Source organism: Senimuribacter intestinalis (assembly GCF_943192965.1).
Classification (GTDB): Bacteria; Bacillota; Clostridia; order Peptostreptococcales; family Anaerovoracaceae; genus Senimuribacter; species Senimuribacter intestinalis.
Genome location: NZ_CALPCF010000003.1, coordinates 183,003 through 198,967 on the forward strand (window position 1 = coordinate 183,003; position 15,965 = coordinate 198,967).

General features: G+C 43.2%; 15 protein-coding genes and 1 tRNA gene. 2 read left to right on the forward strand and 14 right to left on the reverse strand.

Going from position 1 to position 15,965, the window contains the following annotated elements; genetic code table 11:
• Nucleotides 1-244 precede the first annotated feature (244 nt).
• From citX to NFR88_RS04305, 7 genes are all read right to left on the reverse strand, one after another.
• Entirely contained in the window at nucleotides 245-763 is a 519-nt protein-coding gene (gene citX / locus NFR88_RS04275; protein WP_251613738.1) for a citrate lyase holo-[acyl-carrier protein] synthase, read from the reverse strand.
• Between the two features lie 235 nt (nucleotides 764-998).
• Nucleotides 999-2,261, reverse strand: coding sequence for a TRAP transporter large permease (locus NFR88_RS04280; RefSeq protein ID WP_251613741.1), 1,263 nt, complete (start codon nucleotides 2,259-2,261; stop codon nucleotides 999-1,001).
• 2 nt (nucleotides 2,262-2,263) lie between these two features.
• Entirely contained in the window at nucleotides 2,264-2,761 is a 498-nt protein-coding gene (locus NFR88_RS04285; protein ID WP_251613744.1) for a TRAP transporter small permease, read from the reverse strand.
• A 24-nt stretch (nucleotides 2,762-2,785) separates the two neighbouring features.
• Complete coding sequence (locus tag NFR88_RS04290; RefSeq protein ID WP_251613747.1) at nucleotides 2,786-3,817, reverse strand: TRAP transporter substrate-binding protein; 1,032 nt, start codon at nucleotides 3,815-3,817, stop codon at nucleotides 2,786-2,788.
• Between the two features lie 15 nt (nucleotides 3,818-3,832).
• Nucleotides 3,833-4,690, reverse strand: a complete 858-nt coding sequence (locus NFR88_RS04295) for an SGNH/GDSL hydrolase family protein (protein WP_160201527.1) — start codon at nucleotides 4,688-4,690, stop codon at nucleotides 3,833-3,835.
• A gap of 13 nt (nucleotides 4,691-4,703) precedes the next feature.
• Nucleotides 4,704-5,540 carry an SGNH/GDSL hydrolase family protein gene (locus NFR88_RS04300; RefSeq protein ID WP_160201526.1) on the reverse strand — a complete coding sequence of 279 codons (837 nt, stop codon included), beginning with the start codon at nucleotides 5,538-5,540 and terminating at the stop codon, nucleotides 4,704-4,706.
• 29 nt (nucleotides 5,541-5,569) lie between these two features.
• On the reverse strand, nucleotides 5,570-6,802 hold the full coding sequence (locus NFR88_RS04305) for a 2,5-dihydroxypyridine 5,6-dioxygenase NicX family protein (RefSeq protein WP_160201525.1): 1,233 nt from the start codon (nucleotides 6,800-6,802) through the stop codon (nucleotides 5,570-5,572).
• Between the two features lie 209 nt (nucleotides 6,803-7,011).
• Between NFR88_RS04305 and NFR88_RS04310 the strand changes: the two genes are divergently transcribed.
• Entirely contained in the window at nucleotides 7,012-7,731 is a 720-nt protein-coding gene (locus tag NFR88_RS04310) for a GntR family transcriptional regulator (protein WP_160201524.1), read from the forward strand.
• Nucleotides 7,732-7,946: 215 nt separating this feature from the next.
• On the opposite strand, the gene NFR88_RS04315 is transcribed toward NFR88_RS04310, so the two are convergent.
• The 4 genes from NFR88_RS04315 to NFR88_RS04330 form a co-directional block, all read right to left on the reverse strand.
• Nucleotides 7,947-8,603, reverse strand: a complete 657-nt coding sequence (locus NFR88_RS04315; RefSeq protein WP_251613750.1) for a helix-turn-helix domain-containing protein — start codon at nucleotides 8,601-8,603, stop codon at nucleotides 7,947-7,949.
• Nucleotides 8,584-9,213 carry a DUF3990 domain-containing protein gene (locus NFR88_RS04320; protein WP_285813814.1) on the reverse strand — a complete coding sequence of 210 codons (630 nt, stop codon included), beginning with the start codon at nucleotides 9,211-9,213 and terminating at the stop codon, nucleotides 8,584-8,586. Before NFR88_RS04320 ends, NFR88_RS04315 begins: the two co-directional genes overlap by 20 nt.
• A 55-nt stretch (nucleotides 9,214-9,268) precedes the next feature.
• Nucleotides 9,269-9,356, reverse strand: a tRNA-Ser gene (locus NFR88_RS04325).
• A gap of 375 nt (nucleotides 9,357-9,731) precedes the next feature.
• Nucleotides 9,732-10,721, reverse strand: coding sequence for a diacylglycerol/lipid kinase family protein (locus tag NFR88_RS04330; protein ID WP_251613754.1), 990 nt, complete (start codon nucleotides 10,719-10,721; stop codon nucleotides 9,732-9,734).
• Between the two features lie 111 nt (nucleotides 10,722-10,832).
• Between NFR88_RS04330 and NFR88_RS04335 the strand changes: the two genes are divergently transcribed.
• A complete protein-coding gene (locus NFR88_RS04335) occupies nucleotides 10,833-11,942 on the forward strand; it encodes an aminopeptidase (protein ID WP_161907678.1) in 1,110 nt (369 codons plus the stop codon).
• A 71-nt stretch (nucleotides 11,943-12,013) separates the two neighbouring features.
• On the opposite strand, the gene NFR88_RS04340 is transcribed toward NFR88_RS04335, so the two are convergent.
• The 3 genes from NFR88_RS04340 to NFR88_RS04350 all read right to left on the reverse strand — a co-directional run bounded on the left by NFR88_RS04340 (nucleotide 12,014) and on the right by NFR88_RS04350 (nucleotide 15,650).
• Nucleotides 12,014-13,339 (reverse strand): DUF2812 domain-containing protein, encoded by a 1,326-nt coding sequence (locus tag NFR88_RS04340; RefSeq protein WP_251613757.1) that lies wholly within the window; start codon nucleotides 13,337-13,339, stop codon nucleotides 12,014-12,016.
• A 4-nt stretch (nucleotides 13,340-13,343) separates the two neighbouring features.
• On the reverse strand, nucleotides 13,344-13,667 hold the full coding sequence (locus tag NFR88_RS04345; RefSeq protein WP_160201519.1) for a PadR family transcriptional regulator: 324 nt from the start codon (nucleotides 13,665-13,667) through the stop codon (nucleotides 13,344-13,346).
• A 483-nt stretch (nucleotides 13,668-14,150) separates the two neighbouring features.
• Nucleotides 14,151-15,650, reverse strand: coding sequence for a carboxypeptidase M32 (locus NFR88_RS04350; RefSeq protein ID WP_251613759.1), 1,500 nt, complete (start codon nucleotides 15,648-15,650; stop codon nucleotides 14,151-14,153).
• Nucleotides 15,651-15,965 lie beyond the last annotated feature (315 nt).

Genomic DNA, 15,965 nt, shown 5'->3' on the forward strand with positions numbered 1-15,965 from the left:
ATATCAATTCGTTTTTTTGGTAAAGAATCCGAAATATCATGTTCAAAAATGGAAATTTTATACCGTTTTCCATTAAATTCCCCTGGTTAGATTCCGCAGCAATGCCTTTCATATTCGTGCAAAATCTAACCGATTTGTATGAAATTATCCCATACCATTTTATGTCATACTATCTTTATGCGTGTAAACAAAAAAAACAATTCAGCCAGCAAATTCACAGACTGAATTGACATTTTTAGCCTTTCTATTCTACTAAAAAAACTTCCTTTAAAATCCGATTAATTTCCGCAAGGAGCAGCTCCATCGGATGGCTTTGACTGCGAGCACAGACCTTCGCAGCTTCACCACAAAGAAGACACCGCCTGCCTGGCATTCCAAGGTTTGACCGTGAAATACTCCCTTTTTCAGATAAAACATCCATATCAAAAATTCTTCCCAAAGGCGTCGTATCTTCGATTTCCACAGTCACCCTTTTCACCTCTTCAGGCTGCATACCTGTTATCATTAGATAGCCTTCTGCGCCGGTCGAAAGAAATTTTTCTTCTCTATATAAAATCTGTTCTGCCGAAATTTTTTCCGCAAGAAGTTCCATTCCCACCTTCAAAGCTTTTCTATAAGCAGGCTTATCTTTTACAGGCCCCGGAATGTTCAAAGTCACCGAAACCAAAACGCCATCATGCTGGTCAAGCAGCATTCTTTGCTTCTGCGCCCGCTTTTCTCGGGAGTCTAAAAGTTCCTGCAAAGTAATCGGATGTTCTGTCATGTCCGTCCTTCTTTCTGCTATTACTGTATTTCCTATGATAAATCAAATACCCCAGTAATTCAACATTTCTTTTTATTGAAAAGTCATTTTGGAGGCCCTCATGCTTTTTCGAAAAATAGAAACACTTTTATTATATCATGTTTTTTCAGCACAACCCAAATAATACTGACACTTTAATTCCATAAGAAAACCCGGTCTGCTTCTCGCAAACCGGGTTTTATCTCAACAAACTATATTATAGCAGCACTGTGGTCAGTACTGGAAATGCAGCAATCAAAATCACCGCCGCAATTACCGTCAAAATATACGGAACCAGCCCTTTTACCACGTCTACATAACTTTCTCCCGTCGTCGAGCAAACAGTAAACAAGTTGACCCCAAAAGGAGGCGTAATATAACCAACTACCAGCGCAATTACAAAGACCAATCCCAAATGGAGCGGATCAAATCCGAGAGCAAGTCCTGTCGGCACGATAATCGGTGCCAAAATAACAACAGAAGCGCTGGTTTCCATCAAAGTACCGATGATAAAAAGCAGAATTAGAAGCACTGCCATGTATAGTACTTTGGTATGTAGCAACGGCACCAAAAATGTCGTAATAGTTGCCGGAATTTTTCCTGCTGCAAGAAGCCAGCCAAATACGTTAGCTGAGCCTACGATCAGTAGTCCCATCGCCGAAACTGTAGCGGATTTTTTCAAAATCTCAAAGAGCTTTTTAAAGGTCATGCTTTTATAACAAATTGAAATCAAAAGACTGTACGCACATGCAATCGCCGCCGCTTCCGTTGCAGTAAAAATGCCTTTATAAATACCGCCAAGTACCAGCACAGGCATAAACAAAGTTCCTGCAGCCTTCCATGTATAGCCAAGCACTTCCCTTGCCGTATACTTTTTATCGCTGACCTCTATTCCCCATCTTCTCGCCATTAAATTGTTTGCTGCAATCAGTGCAACAGCCATGAGTACGCCTGGAACAATTGCTCCTGTAAACATATCCGGCACACTGACTCCCATGGTTGTCCCGTAAATAATCATCACAATACTCGGCGGAATAACCGGTCCTAAAGCCCCTCCGGCAGCAACCAGCGCCGCAGAAGAATTTTTCGGATATCCTGCGTCAATTAGCGCCGGATACATAATCGTTCCGATAGCCGCAACAGTTGCAGGTCCGGAACCTGTTAGTGCCGCAAAAATCGCACACGCTACAATTGTAACGGTACCTACACCGCCTCTGGTACGTCCGCATACACAGGACGCCCAGTCTACAAGGCGCTGCGACATACTGCTGCCCTCCATAATATATCCTGCCAAAATGAACAATGGACAGGCAAGAATCGGGAAACTGTCAAGACCTCCAAACATTCTCTGTACCATAATGATTAAATCAGCAAAGTCGGTACTCACCAGTGTAATTCCACTGCAAAGCACAAGGGCATAGGCAATCGGCATACCGATTAACATCAAAACTAATAGAGAAATAATTAAAATTGCGCCCATATTTATGCACCCGCCTTTCCGCAAAGCTTTGCGATGCCAGTGGCTGCCCCATCAACACAGTGAAGCAGTGTCAAAATGCTTCCTACTGGAATCGCCCCATAAACCAGACTCATAGGAAGATGTACCGCCGTACTGGTTAATCCTGCGGCAGATGCCGCATAAGTAATGCCATACTTTGTCAAAATAGCTGCAGTCACTCCTGTTAATATGAAAATAATTGTCTCCTGCAGCGCAATCTGCTTTTCACTTTTCAGCCTCTTTTTTAGAAGGTCAATAGCCGCTCCACTGCCCTCTTTTACTGTCACAGCCGTGGCAAGAAGAATCATCCACACAAATACATATCGCATGGTTTCCTCACTCCATGTGAGGGAATTATTTAAGAATCGGCGGAATATCACCTGCAGGGTGCAAACGATGGCAAGATATGCCATCATTACTGCACAAACTGCTTTGCACGCCTCATTTACTACGTTACTGATTTTATTTAATCCCTTTAACATAGTCTCCGTCCTTTCCGGCAGCGCCTACTTTCTCAGTGAATCGACATAGTCCATAGCCTTGTCATAGAGCTCAGCGCCAATTTTATCGCGATAGCTGTCCAAAATCGGCTGCACTGCTTTACGCATTTCCTCTGTATTTACATCACGGTTTACTACTGCGCCAGCTTTTTCAATTTCAGCAAGCTGAGATTCCACAGATTCCATCTGTGCTTTTCTTGAAGCCTCATTAGCCGCTTTTGCTGCTTCAGAAAAAATTTCTTGCTCTTCAGCAGACAATTTATTCCACAAGTCATCACTGGTACACATATACCATGCTGCAAACATGTGATTGGTCATATCGATGTACTTCGCTGCGGTATAAAGCTGCATGGAATAGATGGAAGAAACCGGAAACTCACAGCCGTCTATGGTACCCTGCTGCAGACCTGTAAACACCTCAGCCCCACCCATCGGTGTTGCATTGGCACCAAGGGCATTAAAAGTATCTGTAAACAAATCCATCGGCGGAACTCTCCACTTCATTCCCTTGAAATCAGCCATTGCCTTAATCGTCTTCTTCGTGTTCAGAGACTGGCGGAATCCTCCGTCCAATATACTCATCACCTTCATTCCTTTGCTCTCCAGACCCTGATTCATTTCTGCTGCAATATCACTGTCAATGAAAGCATTTGCCTGTTCATCATCGTCAAAGAGGAACGGCAGTGCATACAGCTGGTGGGCAGGATCGTACCCACTGATTGCCGCGTTTGAAGTAATTCCCATATCTAAAGTGCCCAGGGTCAGTCCTTCTGCAATTTCCACATCATCACCCAAAACACTGTCACCTTGAATATCAAATGTGATTCTTCCTTCTGTCTTTTCTGTCACTAAATCCGCAAATGTTTTGCAGTATATGTAGACAGGATCTTTTTCGTTATTCGGATGCGGAGTTGCAATAGTAATTTCCATCGCTTTTGCTTCACCATCTGAGCCAGCCGGTTCATCAGAACCGCCGCTGCACGCAGAAAGTCCTAAAATCAAAGTAAGGGTCAATATTGCCGCTAATATTTTCTTCATGATTCTTTCCTCTTTTTATCTTTCTCCAAACATGGTTTCCACTGTGTCCAGTAGAACTTTCATAAAATGCTTTGCAAGAAATTCCTGCGCCTCTTTTGTCAAATGCAATCCGTTTTCTGGAATATTCACATCGCCCTCAAAAGCTTTTAAATTCTCCGTTTGGTCGTTCAATACACAGTTTTTCACTTCTGCAATTTCTCTGATAACGCCGTTAAAAACATCCCAGTCATCAATTCTGTAGGTCCATCTTTTATCACGCACTCCTCTTTCCTGCGCAGGAATGTTACACGGAGTTAGGGTGTGGAGAATCACCTGACTGTCGTATTGTTTCACCATATCGATAATGTAATTCATATCTCTTGCAAATTCTCTCGGACTCACATTATTCTTTGTATAGACGTCCCGGTTTCTTCGCATATCGTTAATGCCCATATAAATCGAGCACAAATCCGGCTTATACCTCAGCACCCGGTTATAAAGGTGTGCCATGGTTTGCGGCACAGTCTCGGCAGTTACTGCTGCGTCGATAACCTCAATTTGCGGATAATACCGGCGCAGTAAATCTGTCACTACATTGACATAGCTCAAATATTCCGATGAAAAGGAGCAGCCGATAATCGCAAAGCGAAAATTTTTTTCAGTCAGAACCTTCTCCATTCTCTCTCCATATTCTGACCTTACAGTTTCCGCCATTTCATCTACCTGGAATTTAAGCGCGCTGATAATATCCTCAATTTCTTTTTCGGTATAATCAAAGCCCTTGGCCAGAAGTGGAATATTATCTTCCATCCACATAACCCCCTGGTCGTAGCTTTTAAATCGGATATTGGTATATGCGTCATAATAGTCGCTGACATTTCCAATCTGTTTCACACTTTCACCTCCTTCAAAGCTGTGCCAGCAGCACCTTTATAAAGCCTCTTGCAATGGCAAATTGCGCTTTTTCTGTCAGTAAAACTCCATTCCCATCTAAAACTACAGGTTTTTCTATCTCACGCAAAACAGCTGCAATATCATTGAGTGCACACTGATTTTTTTCTGCAATCTGATAAATCAGTCTGTTCCTAATCTCAATTTCGTCATTACTGATTGTCCAGTTCATATGCGCATATGCATGTTCCGCCGCTTTTTGCTCCACTGGAGGCAAAGTGTTTAAAATCACCTTGCTCCCAGTGTGAAGCATAACCTTAGTGAGGTAGTCCACGTTATCTCTAAACTCTTCTCTGGAGGAAATCGTCTTCACGAAAGCATCTTTACCGCAAAAGGCGTCATTGGTTCCAATCAAAATAGAAGTAACCGTAGGTTCCTGAGACACTGCAAGACCGTAAATGTATTGCAGCGACTGATTAGAGGTATCCCCCGTATTTCCTGCAATAGAAAGCTTTATTTCCGGAAACTCTGCGAAAAGCCGCTTCAGAATATTATAGTAGCTCAAACATTCGCTAGTCATCTGATCTCCAATAAAAACAAAGCTGGCTGGACGATTTTTAAGTTTTTCATAAAGCTTCTCGCCAAACTCCTCTTTCAACAACTCGACTTCGTCTTGTAATATCCGATCCATTTCCGAAAAAATCCTTTCCACTTCTTCCAAAGAATACCCATAGATTTCTGCAATCTTTTCGGCGTCATTGTCCAGCGGCACGCAGTGCCTGTATAGCTTCATTCTCGTATTGGTATAGCTGTTAAAAAAGCTCCCCGTATATCTGGCATCTTCTTTTGCCATATTCTTGGACCTCCTTTTTCTTTGAAATTTTAGTCAAGGGGTGGCATTTCCGGTATCCATTTTTCCTGCAGCAGTACATCCGGATCTCCGTACTTTGCTGCCTCTTTAATTACCTCCGGATCGTCCAAAATCATTAAGCGTCCGTCTTTAATTAAAACTTCCCCATTTACAGTCAGTGTTGGGAAGAACACTTCCATATCTCTGTGTCTATACCACTCATCTTTACCGCCGCCGATTCCAAAGTGCAGTACGCCGGAACGTCTGGTACCGCCAACCCATGCCTGGAAAGTTTCAGAACCCTGATATCGATATTTATAACCCAATCTGAACGCACGAGGATGTACACCGTACATAATTTCTTCTATCCAGTTAATTCCAGGTCCCGGAGATACCCCAAAGGTCGTGCATCTGCCCTCTGCACTGGCATTTTTTCCTTTCTCAAAATCTCTCATCCATTCTTTTGCGACTGCGCCGCCGCCCTCCATTGCTACAATGCGTCCGCCTTTCACGAAGGCTTTCATTTCAGGCACATAACCGGTATGAATAGATGTCGCTACGATTACACCTTCTGCATTGGCGCCATTAGGCTTTGGTTCGTAAGGAATCATGCCTACCTGCTCCGTTCCAAAGGTATTAATCGGATCCTTTCCGTTTTCGTTCTTGATTTCTCCCTTTGTACACATTTTAAAACCTTTTATGGTAATATCTGTTCCCTGCAAATCAGTAATGTGCATAACTGCATGATCCGGGTCACCGCCGATGGCATTTAAAAGATGCTCATGAGCCTTGAAATTCAAATATTTAAGCAAATCGTTCGGATAGGTTGCCCAATCGCTTGTCAGCGCTTCTTTATTAGAAATAGCCACGCTGAGCATTCTCGTATGATATTTGCACCAAAAATCTGTCGGATGCAGTCCGTATTTACTGAATCCTGTGCCGTAAATTCCGTGCATATCGGCATATCCACTTAGATTAATACACAAATCAGCAGCTTTCATTGCCTCTATCAGCACCTCCGGATACGGACCGCAAAGGGTATTGTTGGTGATTTCACTGGAGCAGCAGCCGACTCCTGCCGCCGGAATCGTAATTGCTGTTACATACCCTCCCTCCGATTCGTAAGCAATTCTATATGCATCTACGATTAAAGAATCCGTTGTGGTATCTGCAATCAGCAGCACAGATTCGCCTTCGGTAATAGGGCACGCATTTCTTGCACAGTTCAGCGTGCCTTTCATCATGTCTGAAAGTCTAATTGTCATAATGATCTCCTTCTTCGCTTCTCAGTTTATGTGTTACAATTTTCAAAGAATTTGTAATACAAAGTATATACCACTTCCGAATTCTTGTCAATACATTTTTAATCATTTTTTAATACATTTATAATACACTTCAAAAGAATTGTCTCTTGCATTTTTCTCTTATTTGTATTATAATCGACTATAATAGGACATACTCAGGAGGAAAATTTATGGCTAAAGGGCGTACTACTTTACCCCTATATCTGCAAATCGCAGCTAGGATTAAGAAACATATCGAAGATGAAGAGCTCATGGCAGGTGACCGTCTGCCCTTTGAGAGTTGGTTTATAGAACATTTTAACGTTAGTCGTGTCACAGTCAGAAAGGCTATCGACCATCTCATAGCAGAAGGCGTCATAGAACGTCGTCCTTATCAGGGACTTTATGTATCTCAAAAGGAAATGCAAATGCATTCCGATTCTCCAATTTATTCTTTCGGACTTTCCGACGATGACCCTAATATTACGTCAAAAATCATCTCTTTTGATACACTATCTGCTTCTGATAAGCTGCAACAGATTTTCCAGTACGAACAGGAAGAAAAAACATACTATATCAATATTTTACGATACTATAACGGCAAGCCGTTTACAATTCAGTCTGTTTATCTGAACAAAGAGCTGCTTACGGATCTTGACATTTTTGCTTTAAAAGACAGGCCTCTTTACGAAATCATAGAAAAAGACTACGGACTTAACATCAGCCATCTCAATGTAACCATGTCTATCTCCGTACCTACAGAGGAACAAGCCGAATGGCTCTGCGTATCTCCCCTTGATAATCTTTTGGAGGCGACCGATTCACTGTGTCTTTCCGACAATAGGGTTGTCCGCTATGCGATTTCCCTCTATACCAACGCGATTGACTATAACTATACGGTTTATAAATAAATTTCATTTCACGAAAAAAGCACCTATTGACTACGATAGGTGCTTTCTTATGCTGTGTTTTCATTCCCATAACATTCGAATTTTTTTAGGGAATTAGATGTTTTAAAGGTAAACTGCGAAGGGCCCTCGCTTTAAACTCCTTTATTTCAATTTGTTAATCCAATTTGAAATAAGCCAGCCTGTCATTTGCTTTTATCTCAATTTATGTTACACCGTTACTCTTCTGATATAGCAACAGTTTCCAGTAGATTCTCCACTCTGCAGCCCAACGCATTAGCAAGGGAGGCAACCGCCCGTACAGACGCTTTCCCAATCTCCTTCGTGCCAAGTTCATACTGTTGCAGTGTGCGCAGATTAACACCTGACTTTTCGGCAAGTTCTCTTTGTGAGTACCCGCATGTTTTCCTCTGAGCCTGTAGCTTTGTTGTTTGCTTTTTTCGCCGTAATATAGCGTTTACGGTATATAAAAACTTTTCTTCTGCCGCTTCATGGTGCGTGGAGTACATCTTCAGCACCTCAATCATTGAGATATTTGCGTGTATGTCTTTAAACGACTGATCCGTGTACCACTGGTAAAAAGCAAGTATCCAACCACTCCAGTATTCAGCCGATGCGGCGTATTCAATTTGCGCCTCCGGGAAGTTTATAGCAATCCCAGATTTTAAACAGACCTCCATAACAAGTTCGGTTCCTGAAAATCCTGATATAACCTTTGGATTACCTTTGCCAAACTTATCTGCATAACCGCTGGCAATGAACAGTTCCATAAAAGCATCAGCTTTCATTTTGCAGGCATTTACGGCATAGTCAAAGGCTTCGCCTAAATTGATCATAGCGTCATGCAAATACTGTTCAGTGTAAGCGTGGATCATTTGGCTTTATCTCCTTTCGTATAATATCTCGCATGAAAATCCCATCCAAATCCTCATTTTCCAATTCTTTGTTGTAGGCGTCTCTCGCCTTATTATCTCTCACTTTACGCCTTGCATAATAAAGAGTATTATCCGCAATCTCATAATTAAGAAAACGGATGCTTTCAAATGCTTTTTGAGATTTTAAAACAAACTGCTCACCGAGCTTTCCGAGTTTCATGGCATAACCTAACTGCTTCAGCGATATCTCATTGCTCACAAAAGAGCGGGCAAACGAAAAGTAAGAGTCATCTGCACGATATCCTATAATGACATCATAGGATTGGAACTCCGGAAGAAAATTTTGAATCAAATAGTCTTTTTCTCGTCTTGCAAGAGGGGTTGATAGTCTTGCTTTCCGATGAAGCATCAAAATGGCAAGCCAGTTTAGTATTGTGAAATCATTCGAAGAAAGGTTCAGAATCGCTAAATCAGAAAGATCGATTTCATACCGATTAGCAAAGCCGTCTACATTCTCGCTACAAGCCCATTCTTTAGCAAGCTCAATATGCTCTGTGCAGTAGAAGCCTTTCCCATCATCCTTTACAATTTCGACCTTTCGGCTTCGAATCCCTGACTCTGATTTCCACGAAAAAAGCGCGCCTGCGGCGCGCTTTTATAACACTTGGCGGAGAGTCAGGGATTCGAACCCTGGGTCCGGTTAAGGACACAGCATTTCGAGTGCTGCACGATCGACCACTCTGACAACTCTCCAAAACAGCTTATTTATTCTATCATAAATCCATTTAAGTTTCAACTAAATTCTACGATGCAAACACGGCAAACGCACAAAAACGTTCTATGCCAGCTAACATTGACAAATTTCTTTCACCCCGTGTATTTTTGTCAATAAACCATCAGTGCAGCAGGTCAAAAGCGCTCTTAAATCCCTTCAACTTTGTCAGAATTGACAAAATCCAGAAAATCTGTCAATTTTGTCAAGGTTTTAGGGCAAAAACATTGACTAAATTGACAAAAAATCAAGAGTTTGTCAATCTTGTCAATATTAGAGCGTAAAATATGAACAAATCGGTATTTTAACGCGCATTTATTGACAAAAATACAAAATATCCAAGAATTTGTCAATGTTCAATTTCTGAAAGCTTTTTCGTGCGTTTGTCGTGACGATGCAAAAACCATTGCAGCCTTCGGCACAATGAACCGCAGTCCATTAGGCACGATAGAAAATTCCACTTCTCCCGCAACCTGAATCTCTCCATCTGCACAAAGAATAAAATTTTGCGCCATAGGCGAAATCTTTAAGGCAGTACACTGTTTCACCGTTATAACCTCTTCAATCCCTGGAATTTCTAAATGATTACCCTTCATATAGCTAGGAAACAGTTTTAGAAAATTCAGTCGAGATACATCGTGAATGATATTCAAATCAAAGACGCCATCCGTCAATGCTGACTGCGGCGATGTTTTCAAACCGCCACCGCAAAAACTTCCGTTGGCAATTGCGCAAAGCAGCACTTCACCATCGATATGCACGGCATCGCGTTCTGTTAGATGCAGACAAATCCCCTTCTTTTTGATGAACATGCCAAGCACTGCCAAAAGATACGCAAGACTGCCCGAAATCATCGGTTTCTTCTTCAGCCGTCCAGCCAGTTCTGCCACGTTGCAGTCAAAACCGATATTAAACATGTTAGCGCAGTACCGCGTTTGCGCTTTTCCGGCAATCACGCCGCTATATCGCATCAAATCCACCTGTGTATCCGCCCCCTCAAACTGTGCCTTGAGGTCGAGAAAGCTTCCCGCTTCAGGAAAATTACGCACAAAATCATTGCCCGTTCCGATAGGCACACAACCTACTGCAATATTGTCAAATCCAAAACTGCCGTTGATTACCTCATTCAAAGTGCCGTCTCCGCCACAAGCGTAAAATCTAGCTTCTTTCCCCTGCAATTCCTGCGAAATTCGGCGAGCAGCAGTCTCACCGTCACCCTCTGCCTTTGTAATATATATCTCATACTGCATAGACAAAGCCTCCGCTGAGGCTTTAATATCCGCAATAAATCGTTCAATCCCTTTCCCCTGACCCGCAACCGGGTTCACAAAGAAATAGCTGATCATTATATGCTCCTTTATGTCATAAGTAGTTTTATTTTACGCTAATCTCCTTTTAATTACAAGGGGTTTCGGCTATAATATATCGAAGAAACAAAAAAACAAGGAGGTATCCCGATGGATCCAAGAGACAAAAAATTGGCAGATTTGCTGATCAATTATTCCTGCGATATAAAACCAGACGAAAATATTTTAATCGACTATGAAGGCGCTGCTTGCAAGCCTTTGATCAAGGAGCTGATTCGCAGCACCTACAAAGCCGGCGGCAGACCCTTTATCGCAATTACCGATAGCGAAATCAACCGTGAACTTCTGTTGGAATGCAGCGAAGAACAGGTCAAATTTAAAAACGACTATCTGCTTCACCAGATGAAAGGCATGGACGCTTTTATCGCGGTGCGCGGCGGTGATAACGCCTCCGAAATGGCGGATGTACCTTCCGAAAAACTGAATCTGCACAGCAAACTTATGCAGCCTTTGCAGGACTACCGAGTCAACAAAACTAAATGGTGTATTCTCAGATATCCAAACGCCGCGATGGCACAGCTTGCGGGCACCAGCCAGGAAGCTTTTTCGGAGTTTTTCTACAATGTCTGCACGCTGGACTATGCAAAGATGAGTAAAGCCATGAATCCGCTGGTAGAACTGCTAAACAAAACCGACAAAGTCCACATCAAAGGACCTGATACAGATTTGGAATTTTCTATCAAGGGCATCGGCGCGGTCAAATGCGACGGCAAAGCCAATATTCCTGACGGCGAAGTCTATACTGCGCCTGTCAAGGACTCCATGAACGGCTATATCACTTACAATACCGTCAGTCAGGAGCAGGGCTTTACCTTCGAAAACATTCGTTTCGACATCGAAAAAGGTCGCATCGTCAATGCGTCCGCCAACAACACCGAGCGAATCAATCAGCTTTTGGACACCGATGAAGGTGCAAGATATTTCGGAGAATTTGCCTTTGGCGTCAACCCTTACGTGCTGCATCCGATGAAAGATACCCTGTTCGATGAAAAAATCGCCGGCAGCTTCCATCTGACGCCGGGTATGTGCTACGAAGACGCTCCAAACGGCAACGACTCCTCCGTTCACTGGGATTTAGTCATGATTCAGCGTCCGGAATACGGCGGCGGCGAAATCTGGCTGGACGACGTCCTCGTGCGCAAAGACGGGCTCTTTGTTCTTCCGGAACTGAAAGGTCTCAACCCTGAAAACCTGAAATAGCCAAAGTTTTAAAAGCCGCAGGGCGTCTGCAAAGGCAAACCATTGCCGAAAAACAGACGCCCCGTATTTTATCATTTTACTGCCAGCAGCTTCTCGCGGATTATTTTTTTCTGACTGTCGCTGAGCGGTATATTCGTATTTATCCAAATCGCTCTGTCACCATATTGAAGAATCCACTTATTCTCTTTGCTGCCGCCTTCACCAACGGAAATATAAGTCTTTCCCCCATGAAATCCCTCATCTTCTATCTCGGAAAATTCCATGAATTCCTTCCGCGATTCTATCATCCACTGCACAAGCTTCCTGGCATTTCCAACATAGACTCTATATGAAAGAAAGTAATTTTCTTCATTGTTCGAAAAATCGTCGCATTCCATATACCGAATAAATGGCGTTCCACCTCTGTCGCAGTACCGGTCCGCATAGGCTGCCGTTTCGATGCCCAAATCTTCCATCGTAAGCGGCAATTCATCCAGGGAAACCATTTGGTAACTACCGTCAACCTGCACATATTCGCCACTCTCTGCGGTTTCTATAATTACACCAGTCACTGCCGAAGTCAGCACCGCCAATCCAATTCCAATCAATAAATAAGTTCCGTAATTCCCCTTCCTCGCTTTGCCAAATCTAGCGCTAAAAAAAGGAAACAGTATGATAAATAGCAGAATCACCGCAAACAGCGCCAACGTTGTTATCATCTCCGTTCGCTTTCCGCTGAAATAGGCGTCCAAAAGCTGTGCGCCCCAAATGCCGCCGAAAATATACAGCAGTATAACCTTATCCAAGATTCGATTCAGCCGTTTCTTCCTATAATCCGGAGACTGACCGTCCGCGACAGCTTTTTTAGCCTTTAAATACCAATGCAGATAACTGCCTGCCAACAGCACAAGCACCAGCATAAGAAACGGCATACCGAATACAGCAAGAATTTCTCTGCTGCTCATTAAAGTACCATAATCAAAGTTCAATCTGAAATGCTTCATCCAAAGGCAAGAAAAAAATAAAGCGATAACCGGAAGCCAGAGATTCATCTTCTTTGCTTTGCGGTGAACTGCCGCAAGCTTCAATGCCGAATCTGTATGAATAGGCGTTGCATCTAAATCATCAGTTTCAAAAATCTGAATCTTCCCATCGCTGAACATATGCCGCCAGCCAGCTGATTCACAGTACTCGATAAATCTTGCGTTGTCGTAGTCATTGTCATCGGAATAAACCAGTTCTACACTGACTCTGACTTTCCGCAGCGCACTCCTGCGAAAGCCCAAACTTACGCCCGTCTTGCTAGTCAGCTGCCAGCCCTCAGCCGCTTTTTTCTCAAGAAATTCTGCCAGTGCGTCCAGTTCATTATATTCACAGGCAAAACGTACTGTCATGGTGTTCATGTCTTTCAGTTTCATCTTCTCACCTCTCCTCCTCGTAATACTTTTCAAAATCCGAAACCAGCAGCTGATGCCGCTGATGCTCCTGCAAGAGCCGCTTCTTTCCTTCCTCTGTCATACGATAGCTTCGCTTTCCCCCTGCCACTTTGCCTGTGGTCTCTTCAATCAGACCTTCTTTTTGAAAATCACCAAGAAGCGCGTACAATGTGCCCGGTCCCAGGCGAACGCGTCCGTCAGTCATCACTCTGACAGCCTCCATTACGTCAACGCCGCAAAGTTCCTGCTGGAGCGCAAGGAGTACATAATACATCTGTTCCGTTAAGGTTTTAAATTTTTCCCGCGGCATGATTTCATAATTCCTTTCTCAGTCCCATCTCATCATATCGAATATCGTATCGATATTCGATATGATTGTAGCTACAGTATACACCAGCGATGAAAGTATGTCAACTGATATTGGCACCGTATCCTTAACCTAAAATAGAATTTCTTTTAAAAAATGTATAAGAAGATTCCATGCCGCATCTGTCAACTCGGTTTTCATCGCACTTTAGCAATAGTTTAGCTGCGGTTTCAACCAAATTCATTCTCAAAACTTGCATCTGGCGCAAGTTTCAAAGAAATTTTCCTAATGTCTTACATTCTACGCAAGGCAGCCCCCTTAGACGAGTTATCTTCTTATACATTTTTTTAGAAAAATCGAGGTTTAAGTTAAAAAAGCAGTGCATCATCAAAGACAGGAAACCATAGAAAAAAACCTCAAAAAAGCCCATACGCCCCAAGGATTCCCCCGGAGCGCATGAACCAGTTATTTTACAGGACAACAATCCTATAACGCATATAAATTTTTAAACTTCTTTTCCAGATAATCTATATAATAAGCCGGATTAAATGGCTTTCCGCAGGTCATCTGAATCAGTTCATCCGCTGTGTACAGCATGCCGTGACGATAGATTTTTTCAGTCAGCCACTGACGCACCGGTACGAAGTCGCCTTTTTCGCAACAAGCATCCACATCGACAGCCTCACGCAGCACCGCGTAAATCTGTGCGGAATAGGCTGTTCCCAAAGCGTAGCTCGGGAAGTATCCAAAGGCGCCGCCTGCCCAGTGCGCATCTTGCAACACGCCGCGAGTATCATCCGGCACATCGATGCCCAGATATTCCTTATATAAACGATTCCATTCTGCAGGCAGTTCGCTGACGGAAAGCGTGCCGTCGAACATCCGCTTTTCAATTTCATAACGCACCATAACGTGGAGCGCATAGGTCAGTTCATCTGCGTCAGTACGTATCAAAGATGGTTTTGCCACATTGACAGCCCGATAAAACGCTTCAGCTGTCACATCCTTCATCTGCGCAGGAAACAATTCCTTCACCTTTGGAAAAATCAACTGACAAAACGGCAAACTGCGCCCGATGTAGTTTTCCCAAAGGCGGGACTGCGACTCATGGATTGCCGTGGTAGCTCCTGCTCCCAGTACTGAAAACTGCAGTGCATCGTCTATCGACAATTCATACATACCATGACCGCTTTCATGAATGACGCTGTACAAATTACTAGTCAAATCCTCTTCCAGATATTTGGTCGTAATACGCACATCATTCTTAGAAAACTCAATCGTAAAAGGATGTTCAGTCTCCCGCAGGATGCAGCGTTCTTTGTCAATTCCCATCACATCCATCACATATTCTGACAGTTCCTTCTGTGCTTCTAGATCAAAAGGTCCTGTCAGGAATGAGGTGTCCGGCTGCTGCACCGCGCCTACCGCCTGAATCAGCGGCACCAATTTTTCCCGCAGTGCGTCAAAGAAAGAATCCATCTGTGCTTTGGTCATGCCTTTTTCAAACTCGTTAAGCAACGTATCATATACACCACCGTCCGGGTTGATATACCCCGCGTAGCGTTTTTTCATTGCAATCAGCTTCTCAAGATGCGGCGCGAAAATCGAAAAGTCATTGTTCTTCTTCGCCACTTCCCAGTAGTGATTCGCTTTGGTCTGCGCTTCCTCCATGGCGACAACCTCTTCCTTTGGAACCTTCGCCATCTTCACCTGCTCCTCGTTAAGCTCCTCAACTTCACGGCGCGTCTGAAAATCCAGTTCCTGCCGCTGTCCATACAAATCCTCTAATAAAGTCTTAAACTCCGGATTCACAGTCAGACTGTAAATTTCCCCGCTGAGCACACCTGTCGTTGCACTCATAGACTCTGCCGCACCCGCCGGCATGGATGTAGAAGCATCATAGAACAGAAGGCTGGCAGCATGATTGTATGCCTTCAGCTTTTTTTGATGTTCCTTCAAGGCTTTTACTTTATCATCTAAATTCATTGCTGTTTCCTCCTCTTTCATCGGTTGTGTAAAACCCTTCTTTCTCTGGTTAATTGCACAACTCATCATCGACAAGGTTGTGTAGAATCCCTAGATTTATCCCAATTTTACACAACTTGAACTACAACAGTTCTCTTTTCAAAGAAAAAGTTGTGCAATCTATAGAAAAAGAATATCCGTTGCACAACTATCTTCAGAAATCTTTACTAACATTGGGCTTAATAACGTGGAAGTTGTGCAATTTCATATTTTTCCATTGGTTTTACACAACATAACCAACAAAGAGCTGTGCAAAACCAGAAATAATTCCAAATT